This is a genomic window from Acetobacter sp. P5B1, assembly GCF_018811985.1.
Classification (GTDB): Bacteria; Pseudomonadota; Alphaproteobacteria; order Acetobacterales; family Acetobacteraceae; genus Acetobacter; species Acetobacter cerevisiae.
The window spans coordinates 29518-47026 of record NZ_JACRVS010000021.1 but is presented as its reverse complement, the minus strand read 5'-3'; the positions used below and the strand labels follow the sequence as shown (position 1 = coordinate 47026).

23 protein-coding genes and 1 pseudogene are annotated in these 17509 nt (G+C 57.1%); 4 read left to right on the top strand and 20 right to left on the bottom strand.

The features are described from left to right. From KP703_RS12010 to KP703_RS11950, 13 genes and pseudogenes are all read right to left on the bottom strand, one after another. A pseudogene (locus tag KP703_RS12010) lies at positions 1-348 on the bottom strand (hypothetical protein); the annotation flags it as partial. Positions 349-516: 168 nt separating this feature from the next. After that, complete coding sequence (locus KP703_RS12005) at positions 517-810, bottom strand: hypothetical protein (protein ID WP_215755111.1); 294 nt, start codon at positions 808-810, stop codon at positions 517-519. 250 nt (positions 811-1060) lie between these two features. Beyond that, a complete protein-coding gene (locus tag KP703_RS12000) occupies positions 1061-1270 on the bottom strand; it encodes a hypothetical protein (RefSeq protein WP_215755110.1) in 210 nt (69 codons plus the stop codon). Between the two features lie 1058 nt (positions 1271-2328). Continuing rightward, the gene (locus KP703_RS11995; protein ID WP_215755109.1) at positions 2329-2940 is read right to left on the bottom strand and encodes a hypothetical protein; all 612 of its coding nucleotides are present in this window, start codon (positions 2938-2940) and stop codon (positions 2329-2331) included. Next, positions 2940-4085 carry a baseplate J/gp47 family protein gene (locus KP703_RS11990; RefSeq protein ID WP_215755108.1) on the bottom strand — a complete coding sequence of 382 codons (1146 nt, stop codon included), beginning with the start codon at positions 4083-4085 and terminating at the stop codon, positions 2940-2942. The genes KP703_RS11995 and KP703_RS11990 overlap by 1 nt, the downstream gene beginning before the upstream one ends. Before the next feature lie 10 nt (positions 4086-4095). Next, positions 4096-4455 carry a hypothetical protein gene (locus KP703_RS11985; protein WP_062143508.1) on the bottom strand — a complete coding sequence of 120 codons (360 nt, stop codon included), beginning with the start codon at positions 4453-4455 and terminating at the stop codon, positions 4096-4098. After that, complete coding sequence (locus KP703_RS11980) at positions 4452-5120, bottom strand: phage baseplate assembly protein V (protein ID WP_215755107.1); 669 nt, start codon at positions 5118-5120, stop codon at positions 4452-4454. The genes KP703_RS11985 and KP703_RS11980 overlap by 4 nt, the downstream gene beginning before the upstream one ends. Beyond that, a complete protein-coding gene (locus KP703_RS11975) occupies positions 5113-5979 on the bottom strand; it encodes a hypothetical protein (protein WP_252354041.1) in 867 nt (288 codons plus the stop codon). Before KP703_RS11975 ends, KP703_RS11980 begins: the two co-directional genes overlap by 8 nt. Before the next feature lie 323 nt (positions 5980-6302). Continuing rightward, a complete protein-coding gene (locus tag KP703_RS11970; protein ID WP_062143500.1) occupies positions 6303-6512 on the bottom strand; it encodes a hypothetical protein in 210 nt (69 codons plus the stop codon). After that, positions 6512-7435, bottom strand: coding sequence for a hypothetical protein (locus tag KP703_RS11965; protein WP_215755105.1), 924 nt, complete (start codon positions 7433-7435; stop codon positions 6512-6514). The genes KP703_RS11970 and KP703_RS11965 overlap by 1 nt, the downstream gene beginning before the upstream one ends. Positions 7436-7533: 98 nt before the next feature. After that, entirely contained in the window at positions 7534-7887 is a 354-nt protein-coding gene (locus KP703_RS11960; protein ID WP_252354040.1) for a hypothetical protein, read from the bottom strand. Between the two features lie 76 nt (positions 7888-7963). Then, positions 7964-8191 (bottom strand): hypothetical protein, encoded by a 228-nt coding sequence (locus KP703_RS11955; protein ID WP_215755104.1) that lies wholly within the window; start codon positions 8189-8191, stop codon positions 7964-7966. A gap of 50 nt (positions 8192-8241) precedes the next feature. Continuing rightward, the gene (locus KP703_RS11950) at positions 8242-8925 is read right to left on the bottom strand and encodes a Rha family transcriptional regulator (protein ID WP_215755103.1); all 684 of its coding nucleotides are present in this window, start codon (positions 8923-8925) and stop codon (positions 8242-8244) included. 401 nt (positions 8926-9326) lie between these two features. Here KP703_RS11950 and KP703_RS11945 point away from each other — a divergent pair, with 401 nt between their 5' ends. The 3 genes from KP703_RS11945 (at position 9327) to KP703_RS11935 (ending at position 10616) form a co-directional block, all read left to right on the top strand. Next, a complete protein-coding gene (locus tag KP703_RS11945) occupies positions 9327-9614 on the top strand; it encodes an Arc family DNA-binding protein (RefSeq protein ID WP_215755102.1) in 288 nt (95 codons plus the stop codon). 107 nt (positions 9615-9721) lie between these two features. Beyond that, positions 9722-10033 (top strand): DUF3761 domain-containing protein, encoded by a 312-nt coding sequence (locus KP703_RS11940; RefSeq protein WP_215755101.1) that lies wholly within the window; start codon positions 9722-9724, stop codon positions 10031-10033. Positions 10034-10058: 25 nt separating this feature from the next. Then, positions 10059-10616 carry a hypothetical protein gene (locus tag KP703_RS11935; protein ID WP_215755100.1) on the top strand — a complete coding sequence of 186 codons (558 nt, stop codon included), beginning with the start codon at positions 10059-10061 and terminating at the stop codon, positions 10614-10616. Between the two features lie 15 nt (positions 10617-10631). Here the strand turns inward: KP703_RS11935 and KP703_RS11930 are convergent, their stop codons facing one another. Further along, positions 10632-12956, bottom strand: a complete 2325-nt coding sequence (locus KP703_RS11930) for a hypothetical protein (protein ID WP_215755099.1) — start codon at positions 12954-12956, stop codon at positions 10632-10634. 47 nt (positions 12957-13003) lie between these two features. Between KP703_RS11930 and KP703_RS11925 the strand changes: the two genes are divergently transcribed. Next, positions 13004-13477 carry a restriction endonuclease gene (locus KP703_RS11925; protein ID WP_215755098.1) on the top strand — a complete coding sequence of 158 codons (474 nt, stop codon included), beginning with the start codon at positions 13004-13006 and terminating at the stop codon, positions 13475-13477. Here the strand turns inward: KP703_RS11925 and KP703_RS11920 are convergent, their stop codons facing one another. The 6 genes from KP703_RS11920 to KP703_RS11895 all read right to left on the bottom strand — a co-directional run bounded on the left by KP703_RS11920 (position 13478) and on the right by KP703_RS11895 (position 17280). Further along, positions 13478-13993, bottom strand: coding sequence for a hypothetical protein (locus KP703_RS11920; RefSeq protein ID WP_215755097.1), 516 nt, complete (start codon positions 13991-13993; stop codon positions 13478-13480). A 168-nt stretch (positions 13994-14161) separates the two neighbouring features. After that, entirely contained in the window at positions 14162-14485 is a 324-nt protein-coding gene (locus KP703_RS11915) for a hypothetical protein (RefSeq protein WP_215755096.1), read from the bottom strand. Then, a complete protein-coding gene (locus tag KP703_RS11910) occupies positions 14482-14913 on the bottom strand; it encodes a hypothetical protein (protein ID WP_215755095.1) in 432 nt (143 codons plus the stop codon). The genes KP703_RS11915 and KP703_RS11910 overlap by 4 nt, the downstream gene beginning before the upstream one ends. Positions 14914-14916: 3 nt before the next feature. Beyond that, positions 14917-16401: a phage tail protein gene (locus KP703_RS11905; RefSeq protein WP_215755094.1), complete on the bottom strand. Its 1485-nt coding sequence runs from the start codon at positions 16399-16401 to the stop codon at positions 14917-14919. Continuing rightward, positions 16401-16607: a hypothetical protein gene (locus tag KP703_RS11900; RefSeq protein ID WP_215755093.1), complete on the bottom strand. Its 207-nt coding sequence runs from the start codon at positions 16605-16607 to the stop codon at positions 16401-16403. The genes KP703_RS11905 and KP703_RS11900 overlap by 1 nt, the downstream gene beginning before the upstream one ends. 13 nt (positions 16608-16620) lie before the next feature. Beyond that, complete coding sequence (locus tag KP703_RS11895) at positions 16621-17280, bottom strand: hypothetical protein (protein ID WP_215755092.1); 660 nt, start codon at positions 17278-17280, stop codon at positions 16621-16623. Positions 17281-17509 lie beyond the last annotated feature (229 nt).

The window sequence follows — 17509 nt, the reverse complement described above, 5'->3', positions numbered from 1 at the left end:
ATTATAATGGTCCGCAGCGCGATCCGATACCGTGCGTTGTGTGGTGGTACCTGTGGCTGCTGCCTTGGCTGCACCGACTGCACCCGTTACCTGATTTGTGATATTGCCGTACTGGTCCGGCTGCACGTAGCCGTTTGGCTTGTTAGCGTCGGCCTGTTGCACGCTGCTGTCGGCCATACGCGCCGTCTGCTCAACGGTGCCGCTTGACCCGTCTGCATACACGCCCGGCAGTAGCGTTGCGATTGCAAGACCTCCCTGCGGCGCAAACGGCTGATACGAAGCAGCCGAAACAACACCAGCGCCGAAGAAAAAAGCGCAGCCAGCAATAAGGATTTGTTTTGCGTTCATGTTATTTCCCTGTGGTCGGAGCGCCTGGCGTTACCGGTGCAGACGGGGTTGTTTTCTGGGGATGGGGCTGCACGCTCAGCTTTTTGAACTCGGGCCGGTCATGGTTGGGGCCTGCGAAAGCGGGCGCGGACAGAAGGACGGAAAGTGTGAGAGCTGTCAGGAGCTTTTTCATGATGTAGGGCCTTGGGAGATGTAGAGTGTGCCGCCGTTGTTCCAGAGGGCACCTTTGACCCCCGGGTCACTATCAGGGAGATCAAGAATCAGCAGCAAATGCCCGTCAGGCGTTGTCTCCCAAGCCTCAGCAATATTCGCGAGCTTTTCGAGCATTTCCTCAAGGGTCATATCGCCAACTGTGGCTTTACTTAGGTCCAAACCGGCAAACTGTAGCGCTTGAATGAGGGGGGCCACGAGGGCAGCCACCTGTCGGATTGGAACAGGCGTGTATTGGTCTGCGTCAGCCATAAGCCCTCGCATAAAAAAGCCGCTCAATGGCGACTATAAGTTTAAGGATTTTCCGGATTAGGTAGTAGTGTAGGTGCTGCCTATCGGATATTTTCCGGCTGGGTCAGCGATTGCTGCCAGTCCGTCGCCTGGGCTGTATTCAGATTTCCCGTCCCAGACAATCCTGTTCACGACAAAACCCACCTCTTCTGCATCAGAGGCGGCTGTTCGATAAACGGCATATGTAGATGTGCTGTCCGACATTTGCGCCTCAGGAGTATTCGTAAACGATGACTATCCCAGGAGCGCCCTTGCCGCCAGCCAAAGCTGCCCCACCTGAAGGAGAAAACGTCCCGCTTCCTCCAGCCCCCCAGCCGGTACCATCGTCTCCACTCGCGCCTCCAGACGCATTGCCGCCGCCTGCTCCGAATTTTGAGCTTCCGCCATTAGCACCCCACCCAACCGTGTTAGAAAGAGCCACTCCTTCTCCTCCAGCAACATCTCTCATAATTTCTAAAGGAGTAACGCTAGAAGAGTATGTTGGGGATCGATAAGGGTGGCCGCCCGTTGCCAAAGGTGCTGCCTGCTGGTTCCATCCCGAAGGGGAGCCTCCACCAGGGCACGTTATATAATCACCGAAGGATGATGCATTCCCTTCAATGCCAGCACCATTCCAACCATTCCCGGTCTGAGCCCCGATTGTTACCGTGCAGGCAATAGGATTTAATATTAACCCTTTCAAGTAAGTCCCCGCATTCCCACCCGACCCAACAGAGCATGTCCCAGCAGCAGCCTGACCAGTACAGCCATACCCTGATGATCCGCCGCCCTGAACTTCGACAATGATGCTTCTTGTGCCTAAAGTTTTCGTATATGTGCCTGATGATTCAAATCTCTGAATATTTAGGAGACGACCGCGTGCTAGCTGAGGAATCGTAGGGTAGAAGGCATCCAGCGGCGTAATAGTAGTGCCGGCTGCATTAGTGGCTCCAGAAGGGGTGCTAACGGTGTATAGGGGAACGACCGATCCGCCCGCCGGGGCCTCCGGAACAACACTAGCCAGCGTCAACATTACCTGAGCAACACGAGTAACTGGCAGAGATGTTCCCGCATTATTAGGGCCAGCCTGCGTCTGCGAGGGGGTATCCGCATTGTAGAACGGCAGGACAGTGGCGTCCGTGTCCGTCTCTGCGCAAACAGCATAAACCGTGGCAGTCTGTCCTGCGGTCAAAGTGAGAGTTGCACCGGGGCATTCGTATACGACGAAACCGGCGGACGTATCGGCGGTGATGCCGCCGCCATTACCTCCAAAGGCCACCTGATCTACCGCCCCGGACGCGCAAACCACACCCTCTCCAATCGTGAGAGAGAGGCCGCCAGCATCCTGCGTGATAGCGAAGCCAAAAGCAGCTGACACGGCGGAGAAGTCGCCATAAAGCAGATTTAGAGCCTGCCCCAATGCAGTTTTCAAGTTGCGCTGTCCCCACAGAAAATCTGCGTCGAGCGCCACCTGCCCTTGATAAACAATCCTACGCTGCATCAGTCCTCAACCCTTACCCAAGCCGCGACACCTTCGGCCCGCACGTTATTGATCGCGGCATAAATTGCCGCAGTAGAGGGTGCATTGCCCCTCTTGGTGGTCACGAAAAACTGCCCGCCATTCAGGCCGCCATAGTAAAAGCCCGGCACCCCGTATCCGTAGCCACCGCCCACAGCAGGCGACGCCAGCGTGGCCAGCCCCTTGCAGTCCGTCGCATTGGTTGGCTCCACAATGGCCGGCTCCTCTCCCGTCAACGACCGGAGCGTTTGCGCGATAGCGGCCCTCGTGTTCTTAGCCGCCACCAGAGATTGTTGAATGCGCGCCCTGTAGGCGTTGTCCGTCTCACCGGATGCTCTCGGCAGGCTATCGCCGAAATAATCGTAGACGATCATGTCGAGCATATCGCCGGATGCAGTCGCCAAGCGCATCTGAGCATTGACCTGAGTAAAAAGGGATAACACCCACTCGAGGACATTCCCCATTCCCTGCAAAACGCCATTTAGGACCGGCGCTTTTTCTTCCAGCGTCTGGCCGGGAGGCGAGGGGAACCAGCCAAACGGCAAAAGCTGTCGTATCCGCCGGGCGAAGTCTGCCTGATCTCCTGTTGCCATCAGCTTGAGGTCTCCAGCACATTTACTGTTACGGTCCCGGCGCGGATAACCTGCTTACTTTCCGCAGCAAGGTCTGCCTGCTCCCCGTTCAGCAGGACGCTGGTGATAGAGACAATATCGACCCCGGCATTATTGTAGGCCACCACAGGCAGGCGGCTGTAGGCATACCCGGCCCCGACTTTTTGCTTGTCTATATCCGCAGTGATGGCCGTCTGAATATTGTTCTGGACGGTCGCTGTTGCTGATCCGGCAGGCACTGTGACCGTCATGCTTACCGTCGCCAGCACTTCAATGGGGCCGATCACTGCAAAGCCAACACCATCAGCTCGGACCACATCGATTGCGGCGTATACGGACGCCACTAGCGTATCTGATGGCGTGCCGGTGCCGTCATCGACAACCACGGTGAAATATCCGGGGCGAAATGATCCATCTGCGGCCTGACAATTCAGGATCTGCCAGGTCAGATTGGTCTGGATGCCTGCAATGGCATTTTCGATTGCAGCATTACTGGCAGTTGCTTTTGCAGCCAGCCATTCTGGGAAGCGCGCCCGGAGCTGTGCGTCAGTCTCTTCATCAGATCCATTCACAAACGCCACCTCATTGGTGACGGTATCAATGCCCGCGATACTGGTCCCCAGCAGGCAAATCGCGCCCGCATCCACATTCCCCGCGCTTCCGGTTGCCTGGCACTCCACCGGCACGGAAATTGATCCTGTTCCCGCAGGCCTGATGTAGGACTGCGTTTCTGCCGACCACGCCGCATTGGAGCTATCCTCCAGCACCGCGAAATTCACGCCCGCAACAGTCCGCACGATAGCACCAACCTCAACCGATGCTGATTGCTGGTCTGGCTGGAACGAGGTCAACGTGACGGACCCTGTTGACGCGACACCCAGCATGCGCGCCATGCCGAAATCTGCGACCCAGCTATCAGCATCGGCCCCTTCAGACGTAGCAAGGCGCGACCGGGAGAGGATCAGCAGCGCGATATATTGCAGCCAAAGGCCAACACCGGCCATCGCCTCCATTATGGCCCGCAGAGGCGTTCCAACCGCCATATCTATCAATGACGAGCACGCGCCCTGTGTCGCGGCCACGGCTTGAGCAACCAGCGCACTATACGTTCTCAGAGGTAGAGACATGTGTTTCCCGTCAGGTCAGCGCCAAGGCATGCACGCTGTTGGTTTGGGCGTCTGTGTAGGCAATCAGGCAGGAGTATCCGCCGTTGCCATTTTCATTCAGCGTCACGGTCACGGGCTGAGTTTGGTCAATGCCATCTTCAAGGGCGCATTGAGCGCGTACGATGGCATAGAGTTCTTCCTGAGTGGTGATGGACCCAACGCGCTCGGGAAGCCCTGCGCCGTAGTCAGGCTGCCAGATATAGCCGTTCTGAGGCGTCATGAGCCGTCTCAGCAACCGCTGGCGTATGCCGTCATGATTGCTGGCAATTTTTAAGCCGCCAGATGCATCAAGCTCAAGGTCACCACCCCACTCATGAGACAAGCAACTCATCCAACAGGCCCCCCGGTATCGCTGCCGTTATTGCCGTTGGTATGAACGTGCCCATTCAGGCTGTGTGAACTTGTTTTGACATCACCTGCGGTCCGAACATTCTTGTCTGTGGAAATGTCGCCCCCAGAAACCGAAAAACCACCCGCCGATAGCGTTGCCGTAACATTTCCCGATTTCCAGACATGCTGACCGTTTGAAATGGCGGCGGTCGTCCCATCCCCGACCCCGGTGTAAAACGTGTCCCGTGTGACGTGCATCCATGGCGCGGCATCCGCCGCCGTCCCCACGTCCCGGCTTGTCGCGTCTATGGGCGGCGCACCACGCCCGGCCATCAGAAGATATTCACCCGGTTGGGCAGGTTTGCCTGTGGCGGGCGATATCGGCGGCGTCATCACCACGCAAAATACCGGACAGGCCACCACGGAATGCTCAGGGTCTCCGTCCACCGGCATGAGGTGGACTTGCGTCCCGACATTCGGCGGGCAGGCAATACATAAATCGCCAACCTGCATAGCAGAAAACGGCAGCCAGCCTGTTTCGTTTTCGCCCGGCTGGAGCGTGACCTTGACATCATGCGTCGCCGGGTCAACAGCAGAAATCAGGCCGTGATGAACCGCCCCCATCGTCCCGGTTACAGAGGATGCAATGGCCCGCGTGTCAGTCATATTCCTGCGCCTCGTCCTGCGTTACGTCTCTATTTCTGAGTGTGACTGATTGACGAAAGCCTGCGCCGCTATAGGCGGTCGCCACGGAATCAACCGCGTGCGTGCCGTCCCATGTCGAATTAGTCCCGGCCAGCCTCATGAAATGTCGCGGCTCAAGATCAATCATGCCCGGAGCCTCGTATGAAATTACCCGCTCATGCGCGACAATCTCATGATATAGCTGCTCAGCTTTCGCCTGCACTTCATCCATGCGCAGCCCCGGAAATTGGAAGCTGTGCAAGTTTCCAGCCTCAGAGGCCTTACGGGCTGATCCTCCATCTGGGCCGAAATACCACTCCACTTTCGTGCGCTGACGGCTATCCCATGACAGGACATGCACCATAACGCCTTTTGCTATCTGGTAGTCACGCCGCAGGCTAAGGCCTGACACACTCGCCCGGATCGGCATGCTGGGCCCGCCATCAACATATTTCAGCGCATGGACTACCGCTCCGCCAGAAGACGGAGAAAGCATCGGTTTGCAGATCAACGTCTTGCCGTCCACATACAGATCGGCCTGAGAGCTGTTGGCAATATAGCGAGCCAGGTCAAAGGCTGTGCGGAATCTGTTATTGCTGACACCGGAATGTCTCTTGTGTTCCGTCTGACGAAACTGCCCCTGCATGCCGCCTGTAATGGAAACATCCGCAACCAGTCCCGCCTTAGCCGCCATAGCCTTAACGATCTCCGGCCCGGTCATGTTCATCCATGAGCCAAGAACGCGCATATCAATTAACTTGGAGAGATAGTCGCGACACTCCACATTCAACGCGGCCTGTGTCGGCTGATATGTGACAGTATCAACGAGCCCCTGAAACATCGTTGTCCACTGAGCGCCTGACAGGGCCGCGTCTTGCATTTGCAGCGTAACGTCTATTTCCGGACCGACCGCTCCGCCAGAGGAATTTGGTTGGTCAAACCATCCGGCTCCACTGCCGCTTTTCGCCTGCTGCAGAGCAGTCCTATCGACGGCGCATGAAAAAGAAAGCGTGTCGGCTCGCGAATATCGAGTGCGCGTTAAAGAAAATTGCTGAATCGGCGTTTCCGCGCGCGCCACCCCGTTAATCAGAAGACGGCAGCGCGGCGCGCGGCACCAGTTGGCGGAGCTAGATCCAACCACCGTTGTGATATTTGTGGCCGCAGTCATGATGTGTAATCAGGTATGCCTGCGGTTTGGGTTTGGTCCAGGGATGGCAGAGCGAGCGTTACCGGCTGTGAAAGCCATGAAAGATCAGGATCACTCATTCCGTTTAGCTGAGCGATACGCCACCACTGGGTGGCATCGCCCAGTTCGCGGCAGGCTACATGGTAGAGCGTTCCATCAGCGGCACTGACTTTTACGGTGGCGGCCATCAGCTTGCAGCCGTCACAAGTTGCCAGCTTCCAGTTTTGTCTGCCGCCGCCAAAGTGTTTGCGTAACTTCTGTTCACCAAGGCGCTGGCGTCAACTGCTCCGCTCTGCGCGCCAGCGTTGGCTGTCACAGCAGCAAGGCTGGCCCCATTGCTGACAGATATGCCTCCGATGTTCGATGACGTCTGGCTGATAGTCGTCGTCAGACCTACTCCAGCGCTTTTCAGGCTTGTCGCAATAGACGCAACATTCTCAGGTGTGGACGCAAGGTTTACCCCGGCCCCAGAAAGCCCCTGAACCATCGTGAGTTTGTCGCCAACCGACGCGAGCGCGCTCCCGGCACCAACAATATTGGCAAGCGGGGCGACTTGGCCAATCACAGACTGACCTTGCGCAGCGATATTTGAGAGTGCCTGCGCGCCTGTCGCCAAAGTGCTTGTCACAGTCTCTACGGCGCTGGCTGCATCGTTGCCAATGAGCGCTGATAACGCGGACGTTTGTGTCACGCCGCTCTGCGTCGTCGCAGGCTGCCGCTCCAACTGGAGGCGATAAGGAATGATTGCCCCCTTACGGGAGTAATCAAACGCATACTCAGCAATAACGACCTTTTCGCTAACGCCCGGCGCTGAAAACGGCACAGGAATTCCTGCATCACGCATTTGCGCAACAGCCTGTGCGCGGGCCAGAGCATTGGGTCCGATAAATTTCGCAGACCAAGAAAAGCGGTCTGGGTCATTCCCAAGACGATCAATGACTTTCGTGCCGCCCGGCAGCCATTGCGCCACTATGCGTTGCTGGCCGCCGTTAGTCAGTACATCAGGGACTTCTACCCCGTAAAATGTAATGCTTCCTAAGACGACAGGTGCAGTGGTGCTGTAGCGCCCGATTGACCCGATAGCGGTTTCAATGCTGAGCAGACTAGCCATGGCACCAATAAAAAAGCCACCCCGAAGGATGGCTGATACATGTGTTGAATTTTGATTAGGTTAGAATTTTATGTCGCATCCTGTCAACAGGAAGATCATCACTGCACTACCCCCTGATTAGAGAACACTGGCCATTTTTGAAGGGGTGTTTTGGAATCACGGGGCACGAAAGCGCGATGAGAAACGTTAACATTCGGGTTTTCTGCCATCGCTTGCAAATCCGGGTCGGCACGCAGATCAAGCGGCAGGTTCTTGGCTTCATACACTGAGTGCGTGGCTAGATTTTCCGTACGCACACAAACGCCCGCAGCCATATCAAAATCTATTGGCCCCTTCATGTTGGGGGCCTTCAGCACGCGGCGCATGCATTGCGCGTCAGTCTCCAGCATGTCGCGACCGTAAGGCGTGCCGGGATGCGTGCAGGATGCCAGCGCGCATACAGATAAGATCAAAAAGACATTCCGCATTCTTCAATGTGCCTCGCTACCCCATCTCGATCAAGGGCGGCCTCTAGACCGCCCCGCTCACTTAAGCCAAAGCCTTCCTATTCTTCGCTTCCGGCTTTCCGGCGATGCGCTCCATCATATCAACGAGCGGCTCTTGCTGCTCGTCCAGATCCCGCCACATCTGCATGATGGCCCGCACTCCCGCTTGGAGATATTCCCGCGCCATCGGCGACGGAAGCCTCCCCTCCTCCATGTCCGCCACGACGCGCAATGTCAGGCCGAGGTTTGACGCGAGGGTGTAGCAGTTCATCTTCCCGCCAGCGTTGCCACCCCCGAAAGGGTGGCTGGCTTGTAGCCCGGTTACGCCGACGTTTTGGCAAAAGGGCGCAGGAACTCGATGACAGACGGTTTCCATTTGAGTTGCTGCTGAGAGCCCTTGCCCCCCTTGCGGGTTGTGTCGAACATCTTCCCGTAAGGCAGTCCCTTCTCGGTCATGCTCCAGTCACTACCGGAGGCAGAGCCGGGCGTGTGGACTTGGAGGTGCTTCTCTTCGCTCAGGATCTGGTTTACGCGCCGGCCAGAAAGACCAAGCTCTTTCCCCAGTTCCGTGGGTGTTTTGTAATTGTCCTCTGTCTGCGCAGGAAGCGCCGTGTAACCCATGACTTCAAGAGGATTGATGCCGCACAGGTTATGAGTGCCACGGGCCGCCATCAGGACCTTCTGGTTCTCGTCCACGTTCGGCAGGTGGGACACAACCCTCATGCAGCGGTCAAACGTCACAGCGAAGGACGGCTTGCGGATACGTTTGGGCTTGGCAATCTCTGGCCTAGCTTCCCCACGCTCATAGGCATCAAACCGCTCGATGATCTCGATCGTGATGTCAGTCGCTTCCGCCGTTTCGGATTTGGCGGTGATGAAGATTGCCTGCTTGCGGTTGAGGTAATATTCCGTAGCATTCCCGCCGTTTACTACCCGTTCCACCGTGGAACGGGGTCCAAGTTTGTCCAATTCGGGCAGGTAGCGCTTGATCAATTTCCGAATCATGCGGGGGGCAGAAAACCCTAGCCGCGCGGCTAGGTCTGTGTCGAGGATTCGGAGTTCGCCCTCATGCATTGAAGGAGTGATAAGGTTTGTGTTATCATTCGTCATAGCGAATAGATCCTATTCTGCGTGAGAGGCATCAGAGCGGTTCCCCAACCGAGGCTCTGGTGCCTTTTCTGTTTCCAAGACATTTTTTAGAATGGTGGAAAGTTCGCCATTGGCGCTGCGATCATTCATAGCGCCGCGTATTTTCAAAGCGCGTATTAGGCTCGCGTCCAACCTAAAAGTAATACTTCGCTTTTCTTCCATGATACCCTCGCAATTTATGCACCCGACGGGTGTATCATCTTTATGAACCCGCCGGGTGCATTGCGTCAAGAAAAAAATGGGTCCATTAGGGGTTCATGAAACAGCGCCATGATGACCCTCAATTCAAGTTCAGAATGCCGCCTGACATGAAGGCCGCGCTGGAAGAGTCTGCTAAGCGCAGCAATCGCACTTTGACTGCGGAAATTCTCACTCGATTAAACTCATCGTTATCTCAGCGCGCCGTCCCAGATGTTTCTTCAGCGGAAGACATGGATGAGGAAGAGAGAGTGCTTGTACTCTCATGGAGAGCTCTTGGCTCAGAAGAAAAGAGGAGCCTTATGGTCCTTTTGCGGGCGGCCATTGCAAATAATGACGCATCTTAGCCCCGCGCAGTCGCTGAGGGGCTAGCAGACAAAGCAGAAGGTGCTTCCTGACTCCCCAACTCCACCCCGTACGGCTATCGTCTCGCTGTTTCTAACGGGAGGTGGATTTGAGGCGCATCATTCTGGCCGCGCTGGCGGCCCTGACATTAACCGCCCCAGCCTACGCCCTAGACCCGTCCGCCTATCAAGGACAGACGCCCCCTACCCGGCCCCACATCCAGCAGCCGGACGAGAGCACCCTTCTGGAGCACCGGCATTACCGGAACATGGACGGCAACAGCATCCACTCCCCGGCACACACCAGCAGCAACCAAGCCCCATCGGGTGCCACCGCTAAATGCGGCGACGGGTCATTCAGCTTCAGCCAGCACCACAGGGGCACTTGTTCCCGGCATGGGGGTGTGGTGAGTTGGTTGTGATCAAATATTGCGAATAGAGATTGTCATGCGGAAATTATTGCTGGCGTCAGCGCTTGGGGTGCTGTCCTGTTTTTCCATCGGCCACGCCCAGACGGCCAACACACCAAAACTAACGCAGTGGGGTGTAACGCTCGCAGAAGTCGTCACGCCGACCTGCTCAACAACCGTGACAATCGACCAGCCGACGTTCGCGGCAAACGTTCAGGATATGGTCGATTCTGACATATTCAGCAAAAAAGTGAGCCCAACACTCGGCAACGTTGCCCCTCACTATCTCATGAATGTTTTTGAGGCAGAAACAGCGCCTTACATCGTGCGCAGCCTCTTCATGAGACATCCGGACGTAAACACCTGCCATTTCGTGTTCCAATACGTGAACCCGGATGACTATGGCAACGATACTACTCACCGAATGGTGTCATTCGACTTCACGCGCGCGATTTTCCAGAAAGTGAACTGGGATCGGTTCAATGTTGACAATCTCAGGAAGATTGCCCCCAATTTTAAAGGGGACGTAGCTTTTGTGAAACTCCTAAGCGATGAATCCATTGCCGCTATGCTGGATTTGAAGAGCAACGAATAGTTTGCATTTCCTCCTTTAGTTCGTCCCCCACGGCGTTCCTGAATAACGCGGCGAGGAGAGAGGATCGGGAGCAGAATTACTGGCGCGCATTTCGACAGCCTGCCGCCGACGAACCACCGTATCGACATGGCTGGCGATTTGCTGGCCGTCTAGGTAGACATTCACGTGCGTGTCGCCGGACGGCTGAGAGCCTTCCCATGCCCCACCTCCTGACGTTCGGGAGCGAACGGGAGCATTAACGACGCTGCCAATTCTTTCAGCCTGAACGTATCCCTCATGCGCAACGCCAGCAACAAAGCCAGCGGTAGCACCCGCCGCTGCGCCGGGCAGCGCACCTATCCCGCCGAACATAGCGCCCCCCGCACCGCCCGCCGTCGCGCCAGCAAGAGCACTTTCTAAGGGGCGGCGAAGAAAGCCTGGGATCGAGTTAAGTATCGCCCCAACGCCATGACCTATGCCCGCCAGCACATTGATTACCGCACTGATATCATCAGCAAACTGCTTGATGTCATTGGGATGCTTTGTAACAAAATCACTCATCCCATTAAACGCCCCCGTCAGAGTGTTCATGGACTTGACGAGCGGGCCTTGCGCCAAACGCCCAATGGTAAACTCGAACCGCTCGAAGGACGTAGCTAAAGCAGCCTGAGCCGCTTTCGGGCCTCCCGCCAAGGCACTTAGCGCCCCGGATGCATCAGTCCGGCGGGATGCCGCCGCCTGCCTTGCAATATTACCTTCTGCGCCGGTCGTTTCATTCAGCAAATCCTGAATGGTCATGCGCTGCACATGGCCCAGCAGTTCCGGATGGCTCTTGATGAGCGGGACCAGGTGCTTCGTGATCCAGCTGATAGGATCTGCCCCCAAGGTCTGCTGGTCCACAAACTGGCCATGCGCCCCCACCAAGCCAAGGCGTCTCTGGCTGAAGTATGCGAAGTCTTTGTCAGACATGCGCGTATGATCACCAAGGAACAGATCCTCGAATGACCTCACGGACGTGGCCGCGCGCGACGGATTTACGTCAATAAAATGCGCGAGGTTCAACATGCCTTCGTCAGAAAGGCGCATGCCAGCCGCACCGGAAGAACGAGCAAATGTCTGGAAGTTCTGGCCGCGCATGAACTGCCGGTTGGCAATGATCATGGAGAGGGCAGTATCAGTTGCCTTTTCGGCCTGCCCCAGCGAAAACTGACCCGTTTTCTTGTCGTAAAACCGGTTTGAAATGTCCTGCGCCCGGATGAAAGCGATGCTCTCCCGCATGGCATCTTGCGGAGATTTTCCCAGCAGCAGGAAGGTCTTATCAACCTGGTTTAGCAATCGGGCGATACTGGGCTGCTCGGACATTTCGCCGCCAGACACCTCGTACGACTCTTGCGCAATGCGTGCAGCATCGACCGGAGCCAGAAACGGGTTTTCCTTCATGGCCTGCTGTGCGCTGGCCTGAATGGCTCCCATGTTCTGCCGGGCCACCGGGTCACCCATCATGCCAAGGAATGTTTGATCGTAGGCCGCTGACTGATCGAACCCTGATGCCGCGAAATGCGCCGTGGCCGCAGCACCCCCGAGGATAGCCAGAGGCCCCACAAAATGTGCAATAGCATGCTTGGGCCTAATGGTCTGCAAGCGCGCCTTTCCTGCGGCATAGGCAGCAGCAACCGTCGCACCTGCCTCTGGAGCATTCAGGTTCGGCTGCCACGGACCAAACGTCCGGTTTCCCCCCATCCAGTATCCGTCGCGGTTCACCGGCCCCGTGTAGGGCACAAGGTCACGGCTTGGGACGCGTATCCAGTCGGGCTCGTAGTCGGCTGGATTTTCAAAACGGCGGAAATTGGGGATAGCGCCATAGCTATTTTCTGACCCCGGCACCGGGACCAGTGCTGTGCCGGCGGCGCGGGGTGGCGGCAGCATGAGCATGGGCGCGCCGGGAACATTGGTAGCTGCGGCGGAGTAAGGTGAAACATAAGAGCCGCCTGCATCCACGACCGGCGAAGCGGGCATTGGGGCCGACGTGCGCCGCCCGCGAGGACGAGATGCCTCACCACCCTCCTCAGCGCTGTATGCGCCTCCCCTGGCATTAAATGCAGGGGCCGAGGTTCGGAAGCGGGCCGACGCAGACGCGAACTCCCGCGCCGCCCGCGCCGCAGCATTCATGTCCGTAGCCAGACCGGACGCAAGCCGCCGTGCCGCGCCCAGAGACGACACCATGCTGTTAAAGCCCATCTGAGCTTCACGCTGCGCCGAGGTGAGGCGCGTCAAAGCCTCAATCATTTCCCCAATAGGGCCGACAACGCGCGTGGCGTCCGCGACCAGAGAAACGCCGATCTGGTACGCTTCAACAGACATGTGTTACTCTCGGCTTTATGGGATTTGGGAAGAGATTTGGACGCGCCTTGGCCTATACCGTCGCCCACTCGTTGCTGGACGATAGGCGTTATCAAGAGCGGTATAAACGTGATCTGGCCGCCAAGCAGGCCAAAGCAAACGTCCAGAAATATCGGGATGCTGTAAAGCGTTCTGATGGCACAAGTTTTGAGCATTCCTGCGCTCTAACGCTAGCTCAATGCGGCTGGAACGCCAAAAAACGCGGCGGGAGTGGGGATTGCGGCTGTGATGTTATGGCGACATACGCGGGATATCGGCTTGTCTTGCAATGCAAAGACACAGCGAAACCAGCCGGATCGTTAGCAGTGCAACAGGCGCTTGCCGCAAAGGCGCGCTACAACGCCGATTACGCTGGCGTGGTGTGTAACGCCGGATTCACTCCTGCGGCGCAAGATCTGGCGCATTATACGCGAGTAGAATTGCTTTCGAGCAGAGATTTGTTCTCGCTCCGAAAGCGCTTTAGACTGCCTGAAAGAAAATAGTTAGTCTTCAGCGGCTTCAGTTGCCCGAATATTCGGCAACCCGCGCCCCTCAATAGCCCGCACGACCATCCGGCCAATGCCAGCCGCAACCTTATGCTCATTGCGGAAAGCTGCCACCGACAGTTCCGGGCGCGGCGGCTGGTAGTTTGCCTGCTCCATGCGGCCCAGCTCAAACACAACAGCTTTGATGTCGTCAGACCCTATGGAGGCCTCTGTGCGCAATGCACCCTCTGATACGCGCACGCCGTAACTATCCCGCATATCGCCCGTCCGCAGGCCCGGCTCATCGGGTGTAAAGCCCTTCCGGATACGGTCATCAATCGTGCTATCGGCCAACGGTGCGGTCGGCAGGCCCGGCTCAGGCCCATCAAGATACTGACCAAGCTGCTTCTGCGTTTCTCGCTTAATCAACTCGCCGCCATCCTCCACGCCGCGATGCACGGCAAGTGGAAGATCAACAAGCACACGCCCTGAAAGATGCTTAATGAACGCGTCAATGGTTTTGAATTCACGCATCGGGCATCTCCAGAAACGTCATGCTTCCCCAATCGAATTCAGCGCCTTCCAGTTCACGGAAGGCTACACAAGCGGCAAGCCGCCGCGCTGAACTCCATTGCATCACAACGGACCATGGCACCCCATTCTTCACGAGGAAGAGTAGTTCACGAAAAACAGGGTGCTTGCTTAGTTTTTTGCCGTTTCAGTCGTGTCAGACGTTTTGGCGTCGGCTTTGGGGTAGAAAATCGGTGACAGCGCCGCGACACCATCATTGCCAATTTCCGTTGCGAGGTTACGCACCTCGTCCTTGGTCATCGGCATCTGCACGGGCACACCGTCAATGGACGTGACAGAGCAGATCATCTGAGCATAGCCCAGCCACGCCCCAGCAGAAGCTGAAGACATGGCCGAGCCTGCGGCCTCAATCAGATCCAGCATGTCGCCGGGGTTGATTTCCTTCAGGCCAAGCGTATGGCCCGCTGCGGTTGTGACTTCTGCTGGGATGTTCATGCAATTTTCGTCCTAATAGGTGAGAAGAAGCTGAGGGTCTGATAAACGATCCCCTCTTTCTGCCATGAGCCGCCAGCCGAAAGCGAAAGGCCAACCTGGCTAAACTGCCATTTCGACGTGCTGCCGTCCGGCTCGCTGATATACTGGTAGATGGTGCCGGAATTGATCGTGCCCGCTGACCAGAACCCGGCCTCAATGTCCGCAACCAGATCATCCAGCGCCCGGTTAGCGCGCGCCACGGTAAAACTGCCCCGCCAACCATTGGGGGTGGCAAATTCTACAGGAGTGCTGTTGAGCGGATCGGCCCGCTGCGTGGTGGTTTCCTGATTGGCCGTGAACCCGGTTACATCTCGCAGATCAACCCGACTACCGGCCCAGAGCAATGTCAGGCGGCAATTCCGGCCAATACTATATGGATTGGTCGCCATGTCTTAGCTCCCTGTTGCCACAGTGACAGTCACGCCCTGACCGCCCTGCAGGTTGACGATGAAGTAGCGCAGGATGCCCATGTATTTGACCTTCACATCCGCCTGCACATAGCCAAGCGCCGTCCGGCTATCGGGATTATTGCTGGTGTCGCAGATCACAGAATACGGGACAGCGCCGTTTGTGCTGCCCAGCATGCCCTCATCCAGCATGTTCGACAGGAATCCCGTCAGCGTGGCCTCAATGTTTACGAACAGATCGGCATTAATGGTCTGCCCGATATATGTGCCCATCCCGGTGGCGAACGTTTCGGCCAGATAGTTGGTCAGGCGCGTATAATTGTCGCCGTTGACCGCAGCTGAGGTGGAGCAGTTGATGCCGCCGCGCACGGCCCAATACTCACCGCCGGGAGCGGGGTAGCAGATCACGTCAATACCAGCGTCAAACAGCGCCGTCAGCTCAGCATCCGAGTAGGACGCCAACGTGCCGGAACTGGTCAGGCCCGCTTTCTGGCTGCCGATGACCCCATAGAGCTGCTTATTCAGCGTGGACTGCTCAGGAGAAAGCCCGGCCAGCTTGCCAGCGGCAAACGCTGCAGGAGAAACCAGCATATTGCCGTTGGTGTCATCATCCCACCATAGCCAGTCACCATGCATGACCTTCATCGCGTAGCTATCGGCACCCGCCCCAGTCAGCGCAGAAGCTGCGGCGGACACGCTGGTGCCGGACGGCAGCGCTGAGACCATGTAAAGCCCCTCACCCAACCCAAAATCAATCTGGGCAGAGAATGAGGAGGTGTCAGACAGGCCACACAGAAGGCCGATGGCACAACCCTGATTGCGCAGAGCGTAAAGGCCTGTGCGGGTGGTGCCATCAGAGCCGATAAATGCGGAAGTGGAAGGCGTTCCGCCATCAGCGCCCCCTGCGAGAGTAACGCTCCCTGCTGTGATGGCTGTTCCGCCCGAAACGACAACAAGAGCCGAGGTGTCGGATACTGCTGCGGCGGCAATCTCTGCCCAGGTCGTCCCCTGATAGGAGCCGGTGCCAAGCAGGCTATGACTAACTGTCAGTGTCCAGATGGCCGAGTTGATCGCTCCCTGCGTCAGTTTCGCAGAGATCGTATTGCCGGAAGTGCCCGTGCAGACCGCCGTAAGTGTGGCACCTGACAGCATGCCGGTAGCGGCCTTATCTGTGCCATCTGTCACACGCACGCACCGGAAATCCGACGCGCCCTGATACACAGCGATATTGACGTTCACGCCCATGTCACTGGCAAGCGCCTGCTTTGTGCCAAATGCAGCCTGATAATCTGGCATACCCCCAATCACGACCGGTGCATTCACCGGCCCCCATGAGGCAGTCCCGACAACACCAACACGACTGGACGAAACGCCATTCAGGAGTGTCACCAGCTGCTGAATCTGCACGTAAACATTCGGCACCGTGAGGGATGTCGTGTTCAGCGCGCCCGCCTGATAAATTTTCGCCATTATACGCTCCCAACAGGCACAGCGAAAAGCCGAATGGCTGCACCTTGCTTTTTGATTTCAGACTGATCCGAAATGGTTGCGCCGACACTGTAACCGTGGCCGGGCCGGATCACGCGATAAAGCGGTCCGCCCGGAACAGTCGCAGCAGGCACAACAGCGGCCTTCACGCCTGCCGTAGCGGGCGCGCCGTCCTGTGTGTCTGTCATATTGTCTCGCTGGTTAGGCCGGTTGCCCGGCTAGATTGGTGGCGGTGTCCTGCAGAACCACATCGCCAGCCTGATTGAGCATCAACCCTTCGTAGGGCTGCTCCACCGCAAACACGAGGTTCCCGGCGGCGTCTTTGTAAAACGTCCCCTGTTCGTCAGAGCTCAGCGCGCCAGCATTACCCGGGGTATCCCCAAAGGGATGAAGTGCTACGCCAATCTGTGTTGCTGCATGCGACAAGCCGACCCCAAACATCATCTGTGCCGCAGTCTGGGTATTGATGGTGTCAAAGGTGATTTTGAAGCGGAAGTCACGCCTATAAAGGCTCTGCATCTGCGCGCTGTCCACGTCATTGCTGCCAGCAAAAGTCAGCAGTGCATTCTGGCCGTCGAGCGTAGCAAGCCACGATTGGGCAGATAGCGCCGCGTCCAGAGCGCTTCCTAAATTATCACGAGCGTTGCCATTGCTGGACCAGAGGGAGACCAGAAATAACTGCTCCTGTCGCCGGGTTGTTCGTGTGATCTGGCCATACCCAGCCGTTGCTGCCTTAATGAGCGTAGCATTCGGGACAATCACCGTGGGCCCAGACGTATATGCACCATCGATCAGACCAGCCAGAGACTGCGCAATCAATTCAGGCGTGTCGTCCGACTGCACGGCATATGAAACGCACATGTTCGCCGGGAGTAGACCGGATCTGTCAGGAGTAATCCTCAGGCCAACAAGTCCACTTGGCGACACCCCTTCTGGAATACTGACTGTTGCCTGATTGCCAGCTGCCTCAACGCTGACAGAGCAAGCACTAACCGCGCCTTCTCTCCATGGCCATCCCAGAGGCTCGGCAATTTGCCGGTACGCGGAGCCATATGACGTGACCGTTACATAATCGACGCCTGACCTTAGG